We start from the raw sequence: 21,046 nt of genomic DNA on the forward strand, positions 1-21,046 counted from the left end.
CATGAGCACCCCGATGATCTACCTGGACGGCCGCGGCATGCCGCGCGACGAGGTGCTGCGCGTCGCGCAGCAGGCCGCTGCCGGATTCGAACAGCTCGGCGTGCAGGAGGGCGACACCGTCGCGCTCCTGCTTCGCAACGACTTCGCCTTCTTCGAGGTGCAGCAGGCCGCCGCGGCGGTCGGCGCCTACGGAGTGCCACTCAACTGGCACGGACGCAGCGACGAGCTGATCTACGTGCTGGAGGACGCGAAGCCGAAGGTGCTGGTGGCGCACGCCGACCTCCTCGACCCGATCCGCGCCCTGGTCCCCGCCGGCATTCGCGTCTTCGTGGTGCCGACGCCACCGGAGATCCAGGCGCACTACGACGTTCCTGCCGGCCTCGCGCAGCCGCGGCCGGGCGACGCCGTGTGGCGCGACTGGGCGCAGCGCTTCGAGCCGCTGCAGGCGCCGCCGCGCCGCAGCCGCGCGACGATGATCTACACCTCCGGCACCACCGGCCACCCGAAAGGCGTCAGGCGCGAGCCCGCGACGCCCGAGGAAAGCCGGGCCTACGTGGAGCTCTTCGCCAGCGTGTACGGCATGAAGCCCGGCGTCCGCGCGCTGGTGAGCGGCCCGCTCTACCACGCCTCGCCCAATGCCTACGGCCGCCACGCGCTGATGACGGCCGAGGTGCTGGTGCTCCAGTCCAAGTTCGACCCGGAAGAGACGCTCGCGCTGATCGAGAAGCACCGCATCGACAACGCGGTGATGGTCCCGACGATGTTCGTGCGCATGCTCAAGCTGCCGGCCGAGGTGCGCAAGCGCTACGACGTGAGCTCGCTCAGTTGGGTCACGCATACCGGTGCGCCCTGCCCGCGCGAGGTGAAGAAGGATCTGATGGACTGGTGGGGCCCGGTGGTCTACGAGACCTACGGCGGCACCGAGGTCGGCACCGCCACCCTCGCCACGCCGCAGGACTGGCTCGAGCACCCCGGCTGCGTGGGCATGCCCACGCCCGGCACCCGCCTGGCCTTCTACGACGAGCAGGGCCACCGCCTCGCCGAGGGCGAGACCGGCGAGATCTACGCGCGCGTGCCGGCCTATGCCGACTTCACCTACCTCAACCACGAGGAGAAGCGCAGGAGCGTGGAACGCGACGGACTCATCAGCCTCGGCGACGTCGGCTATATGAAGGAGGGCCGCCTGTACCTGTGCGACCGCCGCTCCGACATGGTGATCTTCGGCGGCACCAACATCTACCCTGCCGAGATCGAGATGGTGCTGACGCAATGCCCCGGCGTGAAGGACTGCGCCGTGTTCGGCATTCCGGACGAGGACTTCGGCGAATCGCTCGCCGCGGCGGTCGAGCTGATGCCCGGCGCGCAGCTGGGCGCCGAGGAAATCCGGGACTACCTGCGGGCCCGCATCGCCAGGTACAAGGTGCCGCGCCGCATCGACTTCCACGCCTCGCTGCCGCGCGAGGACAGCGGCAAGATCTTCAAGCGCCGGCTGCGCGATCCGTTCTGGCAGAACGCCGGACGCAAGATCTGAGGCGGGCGCGATGGCCAAGTGGCTGCAATCCACCGAACACCTCGTGCTCGACGTGCGCGAACGGGTGGCGCGCATCACCCTCAACCGCCCCGAACGGCGCAACGCGCTGTCGTGGGAGCTTCTGACCGAGCTGCGCGGCGCGCTGCTGGAGGCGGACGACCTGCGCTCGGTGAGCGTGATCGTGCTGGAGGGCGCGGGCCCGGACTTCTGCGCCGGCTACGACATGAAGTCGGCCTATGCACGCTACGCCGCCGAGGACGCCGCAGCCCTCGAGTACCGCAGCGGCAGCGGCTCCTTCGACGACGACGCGTGGAAGCTCGAGCGCTTCCAGGAGCTGCTGCGCACCGCCTTCGTGGTTCACAAGCCGGTGATCGCCAAGGTGCACGGCCATTGCGTCGCCGGTGGCACCGACCTCGCGCTGTACTGCGACCTGGTGATCGCGGCCGACGACGCGCGCATCGGCTTTCCTGCCACGCGCGCCATGGGTTCGCCGCCCAACCACATGTGGTTCTACAACGTCGGCCCGCAATGGGCCAAGCGCCTGCTGCTCACCGGCGACGTGGTGAGCGGCGCCGACGCCGCACGCATCGGCCTGGCAGTGGCGAGCGCGCCCGCCGCGCGGCTCGAAGACGAGGTGATGACGCTGGCGCGCCGGCTCGCCACGGTCGATCCCGAGCTGCTCGCCACGAACAAGCGCATCGTCAACCTGGCGTTGGAGCTGGCCGGCGCGGGCACGCTGCCGCGCCTGGCGGCCGAGATGGACGCGCGCGCCCACCTCTCGCGCGCCAAGAAGGATTTCGATACCGACGTGGCCGCACATGGCTTCAAGGCCGCGGTGCGCAAGCGCGACGAGCCCTTCGGGGATGGCGTCGCGCGGCCGAGCTGGTGACCCTGCTTCCCCACTACAAGGAGACGAGCATGCCGAAGCACTTCTCGCGCGCACGCCGCGCGCTTCTCGCCACCGCCGCCGCGCTTGCAACGGCAGCCCTGCCCGCGGCCGCCCAGGAGGCGCCTTTCCCCAGCAAGCCGGTGCGCATCGTGATCCCCACCGCGCCCGGCGGCAACCTCGACGTGCTGGCACGCCTGGTCGCCGCCAAGCTCACCGAGGCGTGGGGCCAGCAGGTCATCGTGGAATCGAAGCCGGGCGCCAACACCATCCTCGCGACCACCGCGGTCGCCAAGTCGCCGGCCGACGGCTATACGTCGCTCTTCACCATCAGCGGCTTCATCCAGAACCTCGTGCTGCAGACCAACCCGCAGTACAAGATGACGGACCTGGCGCCGGTGTCGCTGGTGGCCAGCTTTCCGATCGCGCTGGCGGCCAACGCGGCGCTGCCGGCCAACGACCTGCCAGGCGTGGTCCGGCTCGCGAAGCAGGCGCCCGAGAAGTACACCTTCGGCAGCTACGGCGTCGGCTCGGGCGCACACCTGATCGGCGAAGGACTCAACAAGGCCGCAGGCATCCGCATCAAGCACGCCGCCTACAAGGGCGAGGCCGCCTCCTTCGTCGACGTCGCCAGCGGCGACATCGCACTCGCCTACGGCTCGGTGGGCTTCTACGCCAACCAGTTGGCGACGGGCAAGGTCAAGCTGATCGCCGTGGCATCGCCGCATCGCCTGAAGACCTTTCCGGACCTGCCCACCTTCGCCGAGCTCGGCTATCCCGACATCAACCTGCCCGGCTGGGGCGCGATGTTCCTGCCGGCCGGCACTCCTGCCCCGATCGTCGAGAAGTACGTGCAGGAGATCCGCCGGATCGTGGCCATGCCCGACGTGCAGGCACGGATCTACGCGCTCGGCTACGAGCCGGTGGCCAACACCAACACGGAGTTCGCGCAGTTCCTGCAGGAAGACCTGAAGCGCTGGACCAGGATCGCGCGCGAGAACGACATCAGACTGGATTGAGGACTCATGAAGAACCGCGTCACCGAACTGCTGGGCATCCGCTACCCGATCGTGCAGGGCGGCATGCAATGGGTGGGCCGCGCCGAGCTGGCCTCGGCCGTCTCCAACGCGGGTGGGCTGGGCACGCTCGGCGCGCTGACGCAGCCCACCCCCGAGGACCTGAGCCGGGAGATCGAGCGCTGCCGCACGATGACGGACAAGCCCTTCGGCGTGAACGTCACCATGCTGCCGACGGTGAACCCGCCGCCTTACGAGCGCATCTTCGACGTGATCCTGGCGCGAGGCATCCGCGTGGTGGAGACGGCCGGCAACGTGCCGGAGGCCGTCTTCCAGCGCCTGCGCGCGGCCGGCGTCGTCATCGTGCACAAGTGCACCTCGGTGCGCCACGCGCTCGCCGCGGAGAAGCGCGGGGTGGACATCGTCAGCATCGACGGCTTCGAATGCGCCGGCCATCCCGGCGAGGAGGACGTGCCCGGGCTGGTGCTGATCCCGGCCGCGGTGTCGGCGCTGCGCGTCCCGGTGATCGCCTCCGGCGGTATCGCCGACGGCCGCGGCATGGCGGCCGCGCTCTCGCTCGGCGCCGAGGGGGTGAACATGGGCACGCGCTTCGTCGCGACGCGCGAGGCGCCGGTGCACGAGAACGTCAAGCAGGCGCTGGTCGCCGCGCGCGAGAACGACACGCGGCTGATCATGCGCACATTGCGCAACAGCTCGCGCGTGTTGCTCAACCCGGTGTCCGAGGAAGTGCTCGAGCTGGAGCGGCGGCCGGGTGGCGCGGCCTTCGAGGTGCTCCGGCCGCTGGTCAACGGGCAGCGGGGGCGCGCGGCGTTGGAGAGCGGCGATACGCGCAACGGGCTGATCTGGGCCGGGATGGTGGCGGGGCTGATCGACGACATTCCGAGCTGCGGTGAGCTGATCGAGCGCATGGTCGGGCAGTGCCGCGCGCGGCTCTCTGCGGCGGCGGTGCTTGCGGCGGCGTGAGGCATCGGGTGTCGACCTGCGGCCTTGCTTTGCTCCCTTGCCGTCCTGGGAAGGGCTGGAGTGGGGGCACTCTGTTGCCTGATTCGAACGTTGCTGTTGGTCTGAGTCCGGGGCCGGGGCGAAATCCCGGCTTCGGACTCAACACAAGCACAACGTCCAAACAAGCAAACGAGACCTGCACCCCAACCCTCCCCCAAAGGAAAAGTGAGCAAGAGGCAAGCAAATGAGCGCGGACGCAATGCAGAGCGCACTCACCTCGCTGCTCGCACGCAACTGCCGTCGTGGCGAGGTTCAATCGCTGACGCGGCTCACAGGCGGCGCAACCAAGACCACGTGGTCCTTCGACTGGGTCGATGCCGAAGGCCGGCACCCGTTGATCCTGCAGCAGACACCGCCGCGCGCCCCGGCTGACGCGCCCGCAGCGCGCCGTCCGCCCAAGCTCTCCGCCGAAGAGGACGCCGCGATGATGATCGCCGCGCGCGCGGCCGGCGTGCCGGCGCCGCGGGTCTTGCACGTGCTCGCGCCCGAAGACGGCCTGGGCGGCGGCTACGTCACGGAGCGCGTGGCAGGCGAGACGCTCGGCAAGCGCATCGTGGCCGATGCCGTCTTCGACGCGGTGCGCCCGCGGCTGGCCGCGCAGTGCGGCGAGATCCTCGCCGCCATCCATTGCATGCCGGCCGAGCGGCTGCCCTTCCTGGCCCGGCTCGGCGCGGCCGACGAGCTCGCAATCTACGGTGGCCTCCTCCAGGAACACGCCTTCATCCATCCCGCGATGTCGTATGCCCTGCGCTGGATCGGCGAGCGCCTGCCGCCGGACGACCGCGCCTGCGTCGTGCATGCGGACTTCCGCACCGGCAACCTGATCGTCGATCCGGCCGAAGGCGTGCGCTGCGTGCTCGACTGGGAGATCGCGCGCATCGGCGACCCGATGCACGACCTGGGCGTGCTGTGCATGCGCAGCTGGCGCTTCGGCGGCGCAGGCGAAGCCGGCGGCTTCGGATCGCGCGAGGAGCTCTACGCCGCCTACGAGCACGCTTCCGGCACGACGGTCGATCCGCGCCGCGTGCTGTTCTGGGAAGCGATGTCGAACCTGAAGTGGGCCATCTCCTGCGTGCGGCGCGGGCTGGCGCGCGGCGCCGACGGGCGGCCCGCGAGCAGCGAGCTCGCCGCCATCGGCCGCCGGCTCGAGGAGCCGCTGTGGGACTTCATGGCGCTCGCGACCGCCAAGGCCTGAGAGGAGACGCGCATGCCTGCCTTCGTCCCTTCGGCCGGCGCCCTGCTGCAAGCCGCCGCCGACGACCTGGAGCGCGATGTGCTGCCCGCGCTCGGCGGCTTCCCGCGCTTTCGCACGCGGGTCATCGTCAACGTGCTGCGCCTGCTGGCCCGCGAGCTCGAATTCGGCCCCGCCGCCGATGCCGCCGAGCGCACGCGGCTGCAGGCGCTGCTCGACAACGGCGAGGATGAGCTGCCGGCACTTCGCGCGGCGCTCGCGCGGCGCATCGACGAGGGCGCCATCGACCTCGCCGACGAAGCGCTGGTACGCCACCTGCGCGAGAGCCTGCGCGAGGCGCTCGCCATCGACAACCCTGCCTGGGCCGGCGACCGGCGCTGAGCCCGCATCGCCATGGAATACACGACCCTCGGCACCACCGGTGTGCAGGTGAGCCGCCTCTGCCTCGGCACCATGATGTTCGGCGCGCAGGGCAACACCGATGTGGCTGACTGCACGCGAATCATCCACGCCGCGCTGGACGCGGGCATCAACTTCGTCGACACGGCCGACGTGTACGGCGGCCAGGGCGGCACGGAGGAAATCGTCGGCGCGGCGCTGGCCGGCGAGCGCCGGCAACGCGTCGTGCTCGCAACCAAGGGTCACTTCCCGATGGGTGCCGACCGCAACATGCGCGGCAACTCGCGCCGCTGGATTCGCCAGGCGGTGGAAGGAAGCCTGCGGCGGTTGCGCACCGACTGGATCGACCTCTACCAGCTCCATCGCCCGGACCCGCGATGCGACATCGACGAGACGCTCGGCGTGCTGTCGGATCTGGTGCGCGAGGGCAAGATCCACATGATCGGCACCTCCGGCTTTTCCCCGGCCGAGCTGGTGGAGGCGCAATGGGTCGCGCTCGAACGCGGCCGCGAGCGCTTCGTGAGCGAACAGCCACAGTACTCCATCCTCGTGCGCGCGGCCGAAGCCGAGCTGCTGCCGGCGGCCGAGCGCCACCGGCTGGGCGTGATGGTCTGGAGCCCGCTCGCGGGCGGCTGGCTGGCCGGCAAATACCGCGCGGGCGAACCCGCCGCGGATAGCTGGCGCCGGCGCTTCAACCCGGGCCGCTTCGACACCGCGTCGCCCGAGGGCCGCCGGAAGGCGGAGACCGTGGAGCGGCTGCAAGGGCTCGCGTCCGACGCCGGACTGTCGCTGGTGCACCTGGCGCTGCGCTTCGTGCTGGAGCACCGCGCGGTCAGCGCCGCGATCATCGGCCCGCGCACGCTGGAACAACTCGAACAGCAGGCGACCGCGAGCGACGGCCGCCTCGACCCGGCGCTGCTGGACGCGATCGACGCACTGGTGGCGCCCGGCACGGTGGTCAACCCCGCGGACCTCGGAACCGCGCCCCAGGCGCTCGGGGACGCGCGGCTGCGGCGGCGCCCACCCTGAGGGCCGCCGCCTCTTCTTCAGCCACGACACGGAGACAACCCATGCCACACACCACCCGACGCACGGCCCTGCGCACGCTCGCCGCCGCCTCGCTCGCACTCGCGAGCACGGCCGGCGCGCAGGACACGGGCCGCTGGCCCGACAAGCCGCTGCGCATCGTCATCCCGACGCCGCCGGGCGGCGCGCTGGACGGCACCGCGCGGCTGATCGCCGAGCGTCTCTCGGCCTCGCTTGGGCAGCCCGTGGTGGTCGACACCCGCGCCGGCGCCAACGGGGCGATCGCCTACGCGCTCACCGCCAAGGCCCCGCCCGACGGGTACACGATGGTGCTGACGCTCAGCAGCCTGGTGCTCACCAGCCTGATGGCGAAGTCGCCCGGCTACACGCTGCAGGAGCTGACGCCGGTGTCGCTGGTGGCCATGCTGCCCAACAGCTTCGCAGTGGCGCGGCACGTGCCGGCCACCGACCTGCGCCAGTTCATCGCCTGGTCGCGCACGCGCAAGGAAGGGGTGGACTACGGCACCAGCGGCCCGGGCAGCTCGGCCAACATCCTGGGCAGCATGTTCGCGCAGCAGGCCGGCATCAACCTGGTCCACGTGCCCTTCAAGGGCGAGGCGCCCGCGGTGCAGGCAGCGCTGGGCGGGCAGATCGCGGTAGTGATCGGCGCGGCCGGCACGCTGGCCGCACAGGCCCAGGCTGGCCAGATGAAGCTGCTGGCCGTCGCGCTGCCCAACCGCCTCAAGGATTTTCCCGACGTGCCCACCTTCGGCGAGCTGGGCTTCCCCGCCGTCAGCCTGTCGGGCTGGTCAGTGATGGCCATGCCTGCGGGCACGCCCAAGCCGATCGTCGACCGGCTGTCGGCCGAGATCACCCGGATCGTGCAGACACCCGACGTGTCGGCGCGCATCTTCGCCTACGGCTTCCAGCCCGAAGGTAGTACGCCGGAGGCGGCCCGGCGCTTCGTGCAGGACGAGACGACGCGTTGGACGGCGGCCATCAAGGCCACCGGCATCACGATGGAGTGACGAGACCCGGGCGGAGCCACCGCTTGCGCGCCAGCCGACCGGAACGCGACAGCGTGAGGGTCGCATCGCGCCGGTCGGCGCCGCCGAAGCAGAGGTTGGTGGTGGAGCGGTCCGGCATGGGCACGCGCTCCACGAGCACACCGGACGGATCGATCACGGTGATGCCGGCGATGCCGGGCGCGCCGATGGTGGCGACGCAGATGTTGCCGCTGGCCTCGACCGCGAGCGAATCGAACATGCAGTACAGCGGCGAGGCGAACAGCATGTCACCCGGCGTCAGCGAGGGCCAGCCCTGGAGCGCCAGCTCGCCGGGCCCGGTGACCTCGAAGCGCCAGAGCCGCGCGGTGACCGTCTCGGCCACGTACAGCAAGCGGCCATCCGGCGACATGCCGATGCCGTTGGGGGTGAGCATCGGGAACACCACTTCGCGGATCGACGAGCCATCCGCGCGGGCGTAGCAGATGCGGCCGCGCTGGAGTTCGGCGTGGCCCATGGATCCGAGATCGGTAAACCAGAAGCCGCCATGCCCGTCGAACACGATGTCGTTGGGACTCTGCAGCGCTGTGCGTTCGGTGCGCTCGTACAGGCGCTCGACGCGGCCGGTGGCGAGATCGATGCGCTCGATGCGGCCGCCGCCGTAGTCGGCCGCGCGGCCGTGCGGGTACAACCCACCGTTCGGATCGTTGTTCCACTGCATGCCGCCGTTGTTGCAGACGTAGCAGGCGCCATCGGGACCGATCGCGGCGCCATTGGGCCCGCCGCCGGGCGTGGCCACGGTCTCGACCCCGCCGCCGGGGCGCCACCGGCTCAATCGCCCGGCGGCAATCTCCACGAACAGCACCGAGCCGTCCTCCAGCGCCACCGGTCCCTCGGGAAATGCGAGGCCCGCGGCCAGGATCTTCAGGTCGTCGTCCATCACTGTGGCTCCTTCATGCGCCGCTCCAGCGCGGCGGGCGGCGCTCGGCGAAGGCACGCGGGCCTTCGCGCGCATCCTCGGTCGCCATGACGCGCCCCGAGGCGGCGTCGGCCTCGTCGCGCAGCGTCGCGTCGTCGCGGTCGAACGCGCGGCGCGCCAGCGCCAAGCTGGCGCGCACGGCGACCGGGGCGTTGGCCGCCGCGCGCGCCGCGATGCGCAGCGCCTCGGGCAGCAGGCGATCGGGCGCAACCACCCGGTTGACGAGGCCGAGCCGAAGTGCCTCGGCGGCGTCGATCGGTTCGCCGGTGGCGATCATCTCGAGCGCCGCGCCGCGCGGGATGGCGCGTGGCAGGCGCCACACGCCGCCTGCGGTGGCGGCGAGGCCGCGCTTCACTTCGGGCAACGCGAAGGTGGCCGCGTCGCAGGCGATGGCGAAGTCGCAGGCCAGCACCAGCTCGAAGCCGCCCGCCACCGCCGCGCCGTTCACCGCCGCGATCCACAGCTTTTCGCGCGGCGCGTGCACGAAGCCGGCAAAGCCACCGTCGGACGTTGAGCGCTCGCCGGGGGCCGATCCGCCGGCCAGCTCCTTGAGGTCGGCGCCGGCGCAGAAGGCGCGGTCACCCGCTCCGGTGAGGATCGCGGCCTGCACGGCCGGGTCGCGCTCGATCTCGGCGACGAGCGCAGCCAGCGCACGCGCGGCCTCTGCGTCGATCGCGTTGCGCGCCCGGGGCCGGTTGATGGTGAGCACGGCGACCTGGCCGTGGTCCCCGCGCAGCACGGCCTGCGCGTTCACGCCACGGCCCCGCCATCGCGCAGGCGCTCGATGTCGTCGGCGGAGTACCCGGCCTCGCGCAGCACCTCGTCGGTGTGCTCGCCGATGGCGGGTGCGTGACGTGGGTGCGACTTCTCGGCGCCCTCCACCTGGAACGGGCTGCTCACCGTCAGGCCGGTGCCCGGAATGCCCTCGGCCGGCACGAGCGCGCCGCACAGGCGCATCTGTTCGTCGCCCAACACGTCCTCGCTGCGCGCGACCACGCCGACCGTGAGCCCCTCCGCGCCGAAACGCGCGGTCCAGTCGGCGCTGTCGCGCTGCAGGAAGACTTCGTCCAGCAGTGCGGCGAGTGCCGGCGCGTTCTCGTGGCGCGCGGGCAGGGCCGCGAAGCGCGGGTCCTGCGCCAGCGCGGGGGCCTCGATCACGCGCAGGAAAGCTTGCCAGTCGCGTGCCTCGGTGACCAGGCTCAGGATGAACCAGCGCCCCTCGCGGCAGCGGTAGAAATTGGTGAGCGCGTTGCGCGGCCGGGTGCGCGGCTGTCGGTACACGAGCCTCCCGCCGACCAGCATGCCCTGGATCGCCATCGCGTTGGCCCAGGCGCCGTTCGCGAGCAGCGAGGTGCTGACCATGCCACCCTGCCCCGTGCGCTCGCGCCGGTAGAGCGCAGTGACGATGGCCGCGAACAGCGTGACCGCGGTGGGCTGGTCACCCAGGCCGTTCGCCGGGTTGGCGGGCGGGCCGTCGGGGTCCGGGCGCGTCAGGTCGGCCAGGCCGCTGCGCGCCCAGTAGGTGGTCGCGTCGAAACCCGGCTTGGCGCACTCGGGGCCGGTTTCGCCGTAGCCCGTGAGGGAGGCGTAGACCAGGCGGGGATTGAGTTCGCGAATGCGTTCCCACGCCAGGCCGAGGCGCGCACGCACCGGCAGGGGGTAGTTGGTGACCAGCACGTCGGCCGAGCGCACGAGGCCGTGCAGCACGGCCTGGCCTTCGGGCTTCTTGAGGTCCAGCGCGATGCCGCGGCGGCTGCGCGCACCCTGCATCCACAGGTAGTTGTGCTGCGAGTAGGCGAGGTTCGGGTTCAGCACCGTCTTGCGGAAGCCGTCGCCTTCGGGCACCTCGACCTTGATCACGTCGGCGCCGAAGTCGGCCAGGATCGTGGACGCGGCGGGGGCGGCGATGTAGCTGGCGACGTCGAGTACCTTCAGGCCTTGGAACACGCTCATTTGCTTGCCTCTTGCTCCCAACGACACGCTACATGCGTCATGCCGCCAACGCCCGCCGCTCCGAGATCGGCACCCCGTCTTCCATCACATCGCAGTACTCCGTCATGCCCAGCACGGTGCGCCCTTCGCAGCTGTACGCCGTCAGGCTCTCGGTAATACGCGTATAGCTACCCGAACCGGCTGCGCGCACGCGCCGGTGCCGCAACGGCACCGTGGTCAGCACGCGCCCTTTCACCACATAGGTCTGGCGTTCGGTCGTAACCCATGCGGTGAGCCCGCGCGGAATCCACGCAGCGTCGTACTCGGTCTCGATGCGCCCGTCGATGACGGGCTCGTAGACGCCGTCGCGCAGCACGTTGCCGCTGATGCGGTCGGGCCCGCCCTCCGGCCGGCCCTTGATCGACAGCAGGATGCCGAAGTCGCGCGAGAAGGTGAGGGGCAGCCACTTGTACCAGAAGAAGCTGTGCCAATGGCGCGGGCCCCAGGACTTGTCGCGGTAGCCCGTGCCGCCCACGACGTCGTGCCTCACGCCATCGACCGTGATGTGCCCTTCGACGGCCATGTTCTGCTCGGTATGGCCGCGGTAGACCGCATGCTCCGGGTCCAGCACGATGGGCCGCCCCGCCATGTCGACGATCTCGCCGCCGTGCATGGGCGACACGCCCTCGAAGTCCAGCGCGATCGAGGCCGCGCGCTTGGGGTAGCGCTTGAAGGCTGCGCTCGGGTCGGCCATGGCGAGCGGATCGTCCATCAGCAGCAGTTCGCCGACGTAGCTCACGCGGTGGCGCTTGAATGGCTCGATCACCTCGAAGCGCATGCCGCCGGCGGCCAGCTGCGCGTTGTCGGCGATGGGAGGTCTGCCGTACATGAAGCCCACGCGGCCGTCGGGCAGGTAGACGCAGCACGTCATCTCCGCGTGGCCCTCATTCGGGCGGTTGCCGATGCGCACCCAGGCGCCGATGCGGCGCGCAGAGTCGAAGGCATTGAAATACATGCTCTCGTTGTAGTTGCCCACCGCCTCCGGCGGATGGGTGTATTCGTCGCGCGGATCCAGCTTGAGACGGGTGTTGGGCGGCATGTACATGAGGAATCCTTTCAATGGTCGGCCAGCTCGAGGCGGGCGATCTGGTTGCGGTGTACTTCGTCGGGTCCGTCGGCGATGCGCAGGCCGCGCGCCTGCGCATAGGAGCGCGCGAGGATGAAGTCCTGCGACAGCCCCGCCGCGCCGTGGGCCTGGATGGCCCAGTCGATCACCTGGCAGGCCATGGACGGCGCGGCGACCTTGATCATGGCGATCTCCTTGCGCGCGCCCTTGATGCCCACCGTGTCCATCTTCCACGCGGCATGCAGGGTGAGGAGGCGGGCCTGGTCGATCAGCACGCGCGCCTGCGCGATGCGCTCCATGGTGACGGTCTGGCTGGCGATCGGCTTGCCGAAGGCGACGCGCTCCTTCGAGCGCGCGCACATCAGCTCGAGGCAGCGCTCGGCGCGCCCCACCAGGCGCATGCAATGGTGGATGCGCCCCGGCCCCAGGCGACCCTGCGCGATCTCGAAGCCGCGGCCCTCGCCCAGCAGGATGTTCTCCACCGGCACGCGCACGTCCTCGTACACGACTTCTGCGTGGCCGTGGGGCGCGTCGTCCCAGCCGAACACCTGCAGGTTGCGCACCACGCGCACGCCCGGAGCGTCGCGCGGGATCAGCAGCATCGACTGCTGGCGGTACTTGTCCTGGCTGGCCGCGTTGGTCTTGCCCATGAAGATGATGAGCTCGCAGCGCGGGTCGGCGATGCCGGAGGTCCACCACTTGCGGCCGTTGACCACGTAGTGATCGCCGTCGCGGCGGATCTCCGCCTCGATGTTGGTGGCATCGGAGGACGCGACAGCGGGCTCGGTCATCGAGAAGCAGGAGCGGATGCGCCCCTCCAGCAGCGGCGCGAGCCAGCGCGCCTTCTGCGCGTCGGTGCCGTAGCGGGCGAGGATCTCCATGTTGCCGCTGTCCGGCGCGGCGCAGTTGAACACCTCGGGCGCGATGGCGCAGCGCCCCATCAGCTCCGCGAGCGGCGCGTAGTCGCGGTTGTTCAGGCCGGCGCCGTGCTCGCCGTCGGGCAGGAACAGGTTCCACAGGCCCTGCGACTTGGCGCGCGCCTTCAGCGCCTCGATGAGCGGCGGCACCTGCGCGCGCCCGCCAGCCTGTGATTGCTCGTGGACCTCGCGCTCGGCGGGATAGACGTGCGCATCCATGAAGGCGGCGAGCTGCCCCAGCAGCGCCTGGGTTCGGGGAGAGTGTTCAAAGTCCATCGTGTGCGTAGAAGTGAGGCCGCAGTCCGGGGCGCGGCCAGTCGAGGGCGGCGAGCCGGCCGGTGGAAGACAGCGTGACGTACGCGGTCCTCATGCCGGGGCCGCCGAAGCAGAGGTTGGTGGTGAAGCGATCCGGCAGCGGCACGTGCTCGATCGAGCCGCCGTCCGGCGAGATGACGGTGATGCCGCCGTTGAAGAGCGTTGCCACGCAGATGCGGCCGTCCTCCTCGACGGCGAGCGAGTCGAAGAGCTGGTAGCCGGGCAGGCCCGCGACCAGCCTGCCGCCGTGCGGTGCCTGGGAATCTGGGGCGCGCGCGATGCGTCCCGGCTCGACTACGTCGAAGGCCCAGAGCCGGCCTGGCGCGGTCTCGGCAACGTACAGCCGCCGGCCGTCGGGCGACAGGCCGACGCCGTTGGGCGTGTTCATCGGAAAGATGACTTCGCGGCATTCGCTGCCGTCGGGCCGCGCCCAGCAGATCGCGCCGTGGTCCATGTCGCGCTGGCGGCGCTTGCCGAGGTCGGAGAACCAGAAGCCGCCGTCGGCGCCGAACACGATGTCGTTGGGCCCCTTGAGCGGGGCCTTGTCGCTGTGCGTGTAGAGCACGCCGGCGCGGCCGGTGCGCAGGTCGACGCGCTCGATGCACCCGCCCGCATAGTCCGCCGGCTGGAGGCCGGGCGTCTGCGTGCCATCGGGGTGCCGATGCCACTCGAAGCCGCCGCCGCCGCACACGTAGCAGGCGCCATCGGGCCCGATGGCCGCGCCGTTCGGCCCCGCGCTCGTCTTCGCGACCGACTCGCACCGGCCATCGCCGAACACGCGCGTCAGGCGCCCTGCCGCGATCTCCACCACCAGCAACGAACCGTCCGCCAGCACCACGGGGCCCTCGGGGAAGTCCAGGCCTTCGGCGATCGTTCTCACGGGGCTCTCCTGGTCGGCGTCATCATCATGTCCTCTACAGGCCCAGGTAGGCGGCGCGCACATCGGGGTGCGCCGCAAGTTCGCGGGCGCTGCCGCTCATCACCACCTCGCCGTTCTGCAGCACGTAGGCGCGGTCCGCGACGGCCAGCGCCATTTCGGCGTTCTGTTCGGCCAGCAGGACCGAGACGCCGGTGGAACGAATGTGGCGGATGAAGGCCGCGATCTCCTGCACCACCAGCGGCGCCAGCCCCAGTGTGGGCTCGTCGAGCATCAGCACGCGCGGCTGCGCCATGAGCGCGCGGCCGATCGCCAGCATCTGCTGCTCGCCGCCGGAGAGCGTGCCGGCGAGCTGCTGCCGGCGTTCGCGCAGGCGCGGGAACCAGCGGTTCACGTTCTCGCGGCGTTCGCGCCGCTGGGCGAGGTCGCGCCCCAGGTCGCCCAGGTCGAGGTTCTCCTCCACCGACAGCTCGGGGAAGACGCGCCGGCCCTCGGGCGATAGGGCCAGGCCGGTGGCGATGCGTTCGCGGGTGGGCAGCGTCTCGATGCGCTTGACCCCGAGCGTGGTCATGCCGGCCGCCTGGGGCACGAGGCCCAGCAGCGTGTTCAGCAGCGACGACTTGCCCGCGCCGTTGGCGCCGATCAGGGCGACGATCTCGCGTGCGCCGAGTGCCAGGCTCACGCCTTCGAGCGCGCGCGTCTCGCCGTAGCGCACGGCGAGCGCATCGACGTGCAGCAGCGGCGCCGTCATGCGGCGAGCTCCTCGACGGGCGCGTGCGCGGTGCCCAGGTAGGCCGACACCACCTCCGGCATGCGCGTCACCTCGCCCGGCGCGCCGTCGGCGATCTTCACGCCGTGGTGCAGCACGACCACCCGGTCCACCACCGACATCAGCATCTTCAGGTTGTGGTCCACCACGATCAATGTCATGCCCTTGTCGCGCAGGCCCCGCAGCACCTTGGCTAGGCGTGCCGCCTCGACCTGGTTCAGGCCGGCGGCCGGCTCGTCGAGCAGCAGCACGCCGGGCTGCGCCGCGAGCGCCATGGCGACGCCCAGCAGCTTCTGCTCGCCGTAGGGCAGGCCGCCCGCCACCTCGTCGCGCCGCGCCAGCAGGCCCACCTCGGCCAGGCAGCCTAGGGCGTGCGCCATGCGCTCGCGTTCGCGCGCGCGCCAGCCTGGCGTGCGCAGCAAGGCGCCCGCGAAACCGGGCGGCCGATGCAGGTGGCTGGCGATGGCCATGTTGGTGGCGACGGTCTGGCCGGCGCACAACGCGGTCTGCTGGAAGCTGCGCACCACGCCCAACCGCGCGACGCGATGCGCAGGCCGCCGCGCGATGTCCAGGCCGCGCACGCGGATCGTGCCGGCACTGGCGGGCAGGAAGCCGCCCAGCATGCTCAGCAACGTCGTCTTGCCGGCACCGTTGGGGCCGATGAGCCCGAGGATCTCGCCCGCGTGCACGTCGAACGACACGTTCTGCACCGCCTTGAGTCCCTTGAAATGGCGGCTCACGCCCGCGACCTCCAGCACCTTGCCTGCCTGCCGCGCCCGCGCGGCCAGCGGCGCGGGGGCCGGCAGCGCGGCCGAGGCCCGCCGCAGCCGCGCGGCGTGCCGGCGCCTGAACACGGGCCGCGCCGCCAGCCAGCCGACCAGGCCGCCCGGCAGCAGGCGCACCACCAGCAGCAGCAGAAGCGCGAAGGCCGCGAAGTTGAGATCGCCGAGAAAGCGCAGCCCCTCGGGAATGATCGCGAACAGCGCCCCGCCAAGCACGGGCCCCACCAGCGTCGCCTTGCCGCCGAGGATCACACCCAGGATGCCGGTGGCCGAATGGCCGACGCCAAGCAGCGAGGGCGACAGCACGAAGACCTTGGGGACCAGCAGCGAGCCCGCCAGCGACGCGAGTCCGCCCGACAGCGCGATGTTCAACACGCGCGAGCGCGCGGTGGCGATGCCCAGCGACTCGGCAAGCGCGGGTGCCTCGCGGATCGCCGTCCAGCCGCGGCCGGTCGCGCTGTCGCGCAGGTTGCGCAGCAGCACGAAGGAGACCGCCAGCGCCGCGCCCACAGCGAACAGGTAGCCCTGCTGCGCAGTCCAGCCCAACCGCTGCGCCAGCGGCAGGGGCGAGACCGTCACCATCAGCCCCATGGGGCCACGCGTGAGGTCGACCCAGTTGACCACCACCAGCACCAGGATCTCGGCCACCACCAGCGTGGCGATGGCGAAGTAGGCGCCGCTCAGCCGCGCGGAGACGATGCCGATCAGCGCGCCGAGCAGCAGCCCCGGCACGACGCCCAGGGGCACCGCGGCCCAGTAGTTCCATCCGAGCTGCGCGACCAGGATGCCGGCGGTGTAGGCGCCCAGGCCCAGGAAGGCCGCGTGCCCGAAGCTCACGTAGCCGAGCTGGCCGAAGGTCACCGACACGCCGAGGACGAAGATCGCGAGCACCCCGGCATAGGCCGCCACGTCAAGCAGGTACGGCGAGCGGAGCACGCTCGCCAGCAGCGCCGCCGCGGCGATGCCGAGCACGGCGTCGCGCAGGGTTCGGCTCATTGAAATACCTTCGCCTTCGGCTGCGGCGCTATTCGCCTTCGCAGCGGCCGGGAGGCTCACTGGAGTACCTTCGCCTTCGGCTGCGGTGCTATTCGCCTTCGGAGCGGCCGGGCGGCTCATCGGGCCACCCCCGCGAGTCCCTGGGGCCGCACGAGCAGCACCAGCAGCATCAGCGAGTACACGGCGGCAGCGGCCAGCCCTTCTTCCAGGACCAGGCCGAGCATCGCCTCGAGCACGCCCACGCCCAGCGCGCACAGCACCGCGCCGCGCGCGCTGCCCAGGCCGCCGAGCACCACGATCACGAAGGCCTTGATCAGCACCGCCTGCCCCAGCATCGGCGAGTAGGAGGTGATCGGCGCGAGCAGCGCTCCCCCGAGTCCGCCGACCGCGGCGGCGAGCAGGAAGGCCCGGGTGCCCACCGACTTGACGTCGATGCCCACCACGCGCGCCGCATGCTCGCTCTGCGCGAGCGCGCGCATCTCCACGCCGAATCGCGTGCGGCGCGCCAGCAGGTCCAGCACCACCAGCGCGGCGATGCTCGCACCGATGACGAACAACCGCTGCGCGCTGAGGCCCGCGCCCGCGAGTTCGAGCCGGCCCTGCAGCCCGTCGACGCGCGCCGGCGCCGGGCCCCAGACCGACAGCACGGCCTGGTTGAACAACACGCCGACCGCGAAGGTGGTGAGAAGGATGTCGGTGCGGCCCTCCGCGCGGCGCAGCAGCGGCGACACGGCGAGCGCGTCGAAGATCCAGCCGACCACGGCGCCCACCAGCATCGCCAGCGGCACCGCGGCGAGATAGGGCAGGCCGAGCAGCTTGTTCGCCAGCACCACGGTGAGGGCGCCCAGCATCACCACTTCGCCATGGCCGAAGTTGATGATGTGCAGCACGCCGAAGGCGAGCGTGAGGCCGAGTGCGATCAGCGCATAGCCGAAGCCGATGGACAACCCGTTGAGCAGTTGCTGGAGCAGTGCGTCGGTCATGGCGCGGTCTCTGCGGGCTCAGTCGCCGACGACGATCTTCCCGTCCTTGACCTCCAGCACGACCCACTTCTCGGAGGTCGCCTGGTTCGCAGGAAAGCGCAGCGTGCCGCGCGGCGAATCCCAGGTGCCCTGGCGCAGTGTGGCTGCGAGCTTCGCGGTGTCGGTCGTGGTGCCTGCGGCGCGGATCGCCTGCCCGAGCACCCACATGCTCTCGAACCCGAGGAAATCCACCTTGCTGGGAACCACCTTGTACTTCGCCTGGTAGGCGGCGACGAACTTGCGGTTGGTCTCGTTGGCCATGGTGGGCGCCCAGATGTCCATCGTGAAGGCGCCCTCCGCGGCCGGGCCCGCGACCTGCAGCAGCGAAGGCGTCACCGAGCCGGGCAGGATGCAGCGCCTGGCGTTGACGCCGGCCTCGGCCAGCGTGCGCAGCAGGCTGCCGCCCTGCTCCGGCGCGGAGAAGGCCATGCACACCACGTCCGGATTGGCCGACTTCACCCGCGAAGCGAGGGCGCTGAAGTCGGTCTGCTTCAGAATCTCGTACAGCTCGGTGGCGACCACCGCGTTGCCGAAGGCGCCCTTCATGCTGGCGATGATCGAGCGGCCGTAGTCGCCGTTCTCCACCACCACGGCCATGCGCTGCGGCTTCACCTTGTCCTTGAGGTATTGGTTGAAGACCTCGCCGTCGGTGGCCACCAGCGGGTTGAAACGGAACGCCCGGTCGTACTCGGTGACCTGCGGCGCCTTGGTCACCGCGGCCAGGAACAGGGCGCCGCCCTGCTGCGCGACCTGCGTTACGCCCAGCGACACCGCGGTGTTGATGGCACCCACGATCACCGGGACCTTGTCTTCGCTCAGCAGCTTGCGCGCCGCGGCCACGGCGTCAGCCGGCTGGTAGTTGTCGTCGTACACGACCAGCTTGAGCGGACGGCCATTGAGCACGCCGCCGCTGGCGTTGATCATCTCGGCGGCGACCTCGGCGCCGTTGCGGCCCTGCTGGCCGAGCATGGTCTTGATCGGGTAGAGCACGCCGATCTTCACGTCCTGGGCGGCCGCCGGCGCGGCCGCGAGCAGGCCCGCGAGCGCGCATGAGGCGAGCCAAAGCCGCGCGGCGCAAGAAAGAAAGCTACGCATCGAATGTCTCCTTCATAGTTCTGCTGTTGATTTCCTGAATCTCTACCGCCGCAACACCGAGGCCTGCTGATGCGGCACGCGCAGCCAGGCCTTGCCCACGGTGGAGCGGCCTTCGAGCGCGGCCAGCGCCTCGCGCGCCTGCTCGAAGGCGAAGGGCTGCCCGGGCAGGAGCCGGATGCGGCCCTCGGCATGCCAGTCGTACACCTCGCGCGTGAGGCGCGCGGCCAGTGCGATGTCGCGCTTGCGCACTTCGCCCCACAGCACGCCCACGGCGCTGGCGTTGTGCAGCAGCAGGCGGTTGGCCGGCAGCTGCGTGAGCGCGCCCCCCGCGAAGCCGATGACGAGGTAGCGCGCGCCGTAGGCCAGGCAGCGCAGGCTCTGCGCGCCCACCTCGCCGCCGACGGGGTCGTAGATGACGTCGGCGCCGCCGGGGGCCAGCTTGCGGAAGGCGTCGATCCAGCCGGGATCGCCGTAGTCGAGCGCCGCATCCGCGCCCGCATCCAGACAGGCCTGCAGCTTCTGCACGCTGCCGGCGGTGGCGATCACGCGCGCACCCAGCAACTTGCCCAGTTGCAGCGCGGCACTGCCGACGCCCCCTGCGGCCGCATGCACGAGCAGCGTCTCGCCGGGCCGCAGACGACCGGCCGTGCGCAGCGCGAAGAGCGAGGTCGGGTAGTTGCTGCGCAGTGCCAGCGCATCGCCGGGGTCGATGTCGCCGGGAATCGCGATGGCCTCGGTCCGCGGCACCAGCGCGTACTGCGCGAAGCCGCCCTGCCGCGACGAGCTGGCGATGCGCGTGCCCACCGCGAGCTCGCCTCCCTCGCCCTGCACGATCGTGCCCAGGACCTCGGAGCCGGGCGTGAACGGCAGCGGCGGCTTGACCTGGTACTTGCCGCGCACGATCAGCGTGTCGCCGAAGGCGAGGCCGGCGGCCTCGACGCGCACCAGGTACTGGTCGGGGCCGGGGCGCGGCACCTCGATGTCGCGCAGCTGCATCTCGCCGCGCTCGGTGATCTCTTCGACACGCCATGCGCGCATGGTGGGAGGCAGTTCCTGGATCATCGGGTCTCCCGGGCGGCCTGCCATCCGGCTTCGGCGGTGGCCTGCACGCGCGCCGCCACCGCGGCGGCGCGGCTGTTGGCGGCGTTGCCGTCCAACGCGCGGCGGGCCACGCCCTGCTGGATGGCGGCGAGGCGGAACATGTTGAAGGCGAGGTGGTAGTTCCAGTGCGCGATCGCCGCGTCGGCGCGGCCGCTCGCGCGGCAGTAGTCCGCCACGTGCAGGGCTTCGGTCGGGATGCCCTCGGGCAAGGGGTCCAGCCCCGCCAGCGTGCGGTGCGTGCCGAGCTGCAGCCGCCACGCGAGGCAGTGGTAGGCCAGGTCCACCAGCGGGTCGCCCAGCGTTGAGAGCTCCCAGTCGAGCACGGCGACGATGCGCGGCTCGCTGGCGTGGAACACCAGGTTGTCGAGGCGGAAGTCGCCGTGCACGACCGAGGTCGCCTCCTGCGGCGGCACGTGCGCGGGCAGCCAGTCGATCAACCGCTCCATCGCGTCGATGCGCGCGGTCTCGCTCGCGCGGTACTGGCGCGTCCAGCGGTCGAGCTGGCGCGGCACGTAGCCGCCCTCGCGGCCGAAATCCGCGAGGCCGCGCGCGCGCCAGTCGACGGCGTGCAGTGCCGCCATCACGCGGGCCATCTCGGCGTAGTGCGCGCGCCGCTGTGCGGGGGCCATGCCGGGCAGCGTCTGGTCGGTGAGGATGCGGCCTTCCGCGAAGTCCATCAGGTAGAAGCTGCTGCCCAGCACCGCCGGGTCTTCGCACAGCGCACGTGCGCGCGGCACCGGCATGTCGGAGCCCTCCAACGCACGCAGCACCCGGAACTCGCGCTCCACCGCATGCGCCGAAGGCAGCAGCACGCCCGGCGGCTTGCGGCGCAGCACCAGGCGCCGCACGCCGGCTTCGACGATGAAGGTCGGATTGGATTGGCCGCCTTCGACGCGCCGCACGCGCAGGGCGCCGTCGAAGCCGCCGAGCTCGCGGCGGATGAACGCATCGAGCGCGACAAGCTGCGCCGTGTCGAGCCCCCCAGCCGCAGCGGGGATGGATGAATTGTTCACTTTGTTGTTTAATCTATGGTTGAACCAATGATGCACAATGATGCT

At 71.2% G+C, this 21,046-nt stretch carries 20 protein-coding genes; 8 read left to right on the forward strand and 12 right to left on the reverse strand.

Annotated elements, in window-relative coordinates:
* The first annotated feature begins 1 nt into the window (after position 1).
* From E5P3_RS27215 to E5P3_RS27250, 8 genes are all read left to right on the forward strand, one after another.
* The gene (locus tag E5P3_RS27215; RefSeq protein WP_162588802.1) at positions 2–1,531 is read left to right on the forward strand and encodes an acyl-CoA synthetase; all 1,530 of its coding nucleotides are present in this window, start codon (positions 2–4) and stop codon (positions 1,529–1,531) included.
* 10 nt (positions 1,532–1,541) lie between these two features.
* On the forward strand, positions 1,542–2,420 hold the full coding sequence (locus E5P3_RS27220; RefSeq protein WP_162588803.1) for a crotonase/enoyl-CoA hydratase family protein: 879 nt from the start codon (positions 1,542–1,544) through the stop codon (positions 2,418–2,420).
* Between the two features lie 29 nt (positions 2,421–2,449).
* Positions 2,450–3,436, forward strand: coding sequence for a tripartite tricarboxylate transporter substrate binding protein (locus E5P3_RS27225; protein ID WP_162588804.1), 987 nt, complete (start codon positions 2,450–2,452; stop codon positions 3,434–3,436).
* A 6-nt stretch (positions 3,437–3,442) separates the two neighbouring features.
* Positions 3,443–4,417: an NAD(P)H-dependent flavin oxidoreductase gene (locus E5P3_RS27230; RefSeq protein ID WP_162588805.1), complete on the forward strand. Its 975-nt coding sequence runs from the start codon at positions 3,443–3,445 to the stop codon at positions 4,415–4,417.
* Between the two features lie 223 nt (positions 4,418–4,640).
* Positions 4,641–5,651: a phosphotransferase family protein gene (locus tag E5P3_RS27235; protein ID WP_232073336.1), complete on the forward strand. Its 1,011-nt coding sequence runs from the start codon at positions 4,641–4,643 to the stop codon at positions 5,649–5,651.
* A 12-nt stretch (positions 5,652–5,663) separates the two neighbouring features.
* A complete protein-coding gene (locus E5P3_RS27240; RefSeq protein ID WP_162588806.1) occupies positions 5,664–6,029 on the forward strand; it encodes a DUF6285 domain-containing protein in 366 nt (121 codons plus the stop codon).
* Positions 6,030–6,041: 12 nt separating this feature from the next.
* Complete coding sequence (locus tag E5P3_RS27245; protein WP_162588807.1) at positions 6,042–7,076, forward strand: aldo/keto reductase; 1,035 nt, start codon at positions 6,042–6,044, stop codon at positions 7,074–7,076.
* A 41-nt stretch (positions 7,077–7,117) separates the two neighbouring features.
* Positions 7,118–8,101 carry a Bug family tripartite tricarboxylate transporter substrate binding protein gene (locus tag E5P3_RS27250; protein ID WP_162588808.1) on the forward strand — a complete coding sequence of 328 codons (984 nt, stop codon included), beginning with the start codon at positions 7,118–7,120 and terminating at the stop codon, positions 8,099–8,101.
* On the opposite strand, the gene E5P3_RS27255 is transcribed toward E5P3_RS27250, so the two are convergent.
* The 12 genes from E5P3_RS27255 to E5P3_RS27310 form a co-directional block, all read right to left on the reverse strand.
* Positions 8,088–9,017 carry an SMP-30/gluconolactonase/LRE family protein gene (locus E5P3_RS27255; RefSeq protein ID WP_174263107.1) on the reverse strand — a complete coding sequence of 310 codons (930 nt, stop codon included), beginning with the start codon at positions 9,015–9,017 and terminating at the stop codon, positions 8,088–8,090. The genes E5P3_RS27250 and E5P3_RS27255 overlap by 14 nt on opposite strands.
* A gap of 13 nt (positions 9,018–9,030) precedes the next feature.
* Positions 9,031–9,810: an enoyl-CoA hydratase-related protein gene (locus E5P3_RS27260; protein WP_174263108.1), complete on the reverse strand. Its 780-nt coding sequence runs from the start codon at positions 9,808–9,810 to the stop codon at positions 9,031–9,033.
* Positions 9,807–11,009: a CaiB/BaiF CoA transferase family protein gene (locus tag E5P3_RS27265; RefSeq protein WP_162588809.1), complete on the reverse strand. Its 1,203-nt coding sequence runs from the start codon at positions 11,007–11,009 to the stop codon at positions 9,807–9,809. Before E5P3_RS27265 ends, E5P3_RS27260 begins: the two co-directional genes overlap by 4 nt.
* 37 nt (positions 11,010–11,046) lie before the next feature.
* Positions 11,047–12,093, reverse strand: coding sequence for a DUF7064 domain-containing protein (locus tag E5P3_RS27270; protein ID WP_162588810.1), 1,047 nt, complete (start codon positions 12,091–12,093; stop codon positions 11,047–11,049).
* An 11-nt stretch (positions 12,094–12,104) separates the two neighbouring features.
* The gene (locus E5P3_RS27275; protein WP_162588811.1) at positions 12,105–13,307 is read right to left on the reverse strand and encodes an acyl-CoA dehydrogenase family protein; all 1,203 of its coding nucleotides are present in this window, start codon (positions 13,305–13,307) and stop codon (positions 12,105–12,107) included.
* Positions 13,297–14,226, reverse strand: coding sequence for an SMP-30/gluconolactonase/LRE family protein (locus tag E5P3_RS27280; protein WP_232073338.1), 930 nt, complete (start codon positions 14,224–14,226; stop codon positions 13,297–13,299). Before E5P3_RS27280 ends, E5P3_RS27275 begins: the two co-directional genes overlap by 11 nt.
* 34 nt (positions 14,227–14,260) lie before the next feature.
* Positions 14,261–14,974, reverse strand: a complete 714-nt coding sequence (locus E5P3_RS27285; protein WP_174263109.1) for an ABC transporter ATP-binding protein — start codon at positions 14,972–14,974, stop codon at positions 14,261–14,263.
* On the reverse strand, positions 14,971–16,770 hold the full coding sequence (locus E5P3_RS27290; protein WP_162588813.1) for a branched-chain amino acid ABC transporter ATP-binding protein/permease: 1,800 nt from the start codon (positions 16,768–16,770) through the stop codon (positions 14,971–14,973). The genes E5P3_RS27285 and E5P3_RS27290 overlap by 4 nt, the downstream gene beginning before the upstream one ends.
* A 116-nt stretch (positions 16,771–16,886) precedes the next feature.
* A complete protein-coding gene (locus E5P3_RS27295) occupies positions 16,887–17,753 on the reverse strand; it encodes a branched-chain amino acid ABC transporter permease (protein WP_162588814.1) in 867 nt (288 codons plus the stop codon).
* An 18-nt stretch (positions 17,754–17,771) separates the two neighbouring features.
* Positions 17,772–18,887, reverse strand: a complete 1,116-nt coding sequence (locus tag E5P3_RS27300) for an ABC transporter substrate-binding protein (RefSeq protein ID WP_162588815.1) — start codon at positions 18,885–18,887, stop codon at positions 17,772–17,774.
* Between the two features lie 42 nt (positions 18,888–18,929).
* Complete coding sequence (locus tag E5P3_RS27305; protein WP_162588816.1) at positions 18,930–19,949, reverse strand: NADPH:quinone oxidoreductase family protein; 1,020 nt, start codon at positions 19,947–19,949, stop codon at positions 18,930–18,932.
* Entirely contained in the window at positions 19,946–21,001 is a 1,056-nt protein-coding gene (locus E5P3_RS27310; RefSeq protein WP_232073340.1) for a phosphotransferase, read from the reverse strand. The genes E5P3_RS27305 and E5P3_RS27310 overlap by 4 nt, the downstream gene beginning before the upstream one ends.
* Positions 21,002–21,046 lie beyond the last annotated feature (45 nt).

The sequence above is a fragment of the Variovorax sp. RA8 genome (assembly GCF_901827175.1).
Classification (GTDB): Bacteria; Pseudomonadota; Gammaproteobacteria; order Burkholderiales; family Burkholderiaceae_C; genus Variovorax.

What these genes read in the sequence shown, in the direction of transcription:
- E5P3_RS27265 (WP_162588809.1), bottom strand. Translation starts at nt 11,009, where the DNA reads ATGAGCGTGTTCCAAGGCCTGAAGGTACTCGACGTCGCCAGCTACATC.
- E5P3_RS27285 (WP_174263109.1), bottom strand. Translation starts at nt 14,974, where the DNA reads ATGACGGCGCCGCTGCTGCACGTCGATGCGCTCGCCGTGCGCTACGGC.
- E5P3_RS27250 (WP_162588808.1), top strand. Translation starts at nt 7,118, where the DNA reads ATGCCACACACCACCCGACGCACGGCCCTGCGCACGCTCGCCGCCGCC.
- E5P3_RS27230 (WP_162588805.1), top strand. Translation starts at nt 3,443, where the DNA reads ATGAAGAACCGCGTCACCGAACTGCTGGGCATCCGCTACCCGATCGTG.
- E5P3_RS27305 (WP_162588816.1), bottom strand. Translation starts at nt 19,949, where the DNA reads ATGATCCAGGAACTGCCTCCCACCATGCGCGCATGGCGTGTCGAAGAG.
- E5P3_RS27240 (WP_162588806.1), top strand. Translation starts at nt 5,664, where the DNA reads ATGCCTGCCTTCGTCCCTTCGGCCGGCGCCCTGCTGCAAGCCGCCGCC.
- E5P3_RS27290 (WP_162588813.1), bottom strand. Translation starts at nt 16,770, where the DNA reads ATGAGCCGAACCCTGCGCGACGCCGTGCTCGGCATCGCCGCGGCGGCG.
- E5P3_RS27300 (WP_162588815.1), bottom strand. Translation starts at nt 18,887, where the DNA reads ATGCGTAGCTTTCTTTCTTGCGCCGCGCGGCTTTGGCTCGCCTCATGC.
- E5P3_RS27275 (WP_162588811.1), bottom strand. Translation starts at nt 13,307, where the DNA reads ATGGACTTTGAACACTCTCCCCGAACCCAGGCGCTGCTGGGGCAGCTC.
- E5P3_RS27255 (WP_174263107.1), bottom strand. Translation starts at nt 9,017, where the DNA reads ATGGACGACGACCTGAAGATCCTGGCCGCGGGCCTCGCATTTCCCGAG.
- E5P3_RS27295 (WP_162588814.1), bottom strand. Translation starts at nt 17,753, where the DNA reads ATGACCGACGCACTGCTCCAGCAACTGCTCAACGGGTTGTCCATCGGC.
- E5P3_RS27235 (WP_232073336.1), top strand. Translation starts at nt 4,641, where the DNA reads ATGAGCGCGGACGCAATGCAGAGCGCACTCACCTCGCTGCTCGCACGC.
- E5P3_RS27220 (WP_162588803.1), top strand. Translation starts at nt 1,542, where the DNA reads ATGGCCAAGTGGCTGCAATCCACCGAACACCTCGTGCTCGACGTGCGC.
- E5P3_RS27225 (WP_162588804.1), top strand. Translation starts at nt 2,450, where the DNA reads ATGCCGAAGCACTTCTCGCGCGCACGCCGCGCGCTTCTCGCCACCGCC.
- E5P3_RS27245 (WP_162588807.1), top strand. Translation starts at nt 6,042, where the DNA reads ATGGAATACACGACCCTCGGCACCACCGGTGTGCAGGTGAGCCGCCTC.
- E5P3_RS27270 (WP_162588810.1), bottom strand. Translation starts at nt 12,093, where the DNA reads ATGTACATGCCGCCCAACACCCGTCTCAAGCTGGATCCGCGCGACGAA.
- E5P3_RS27215 (WP_162588802.1), top strand. Translation starts at nt 2, where the DNA reads ATGAGCACCCCGATGATCTACCTGGACGGCCGCGGCATGCCGCGCGAC.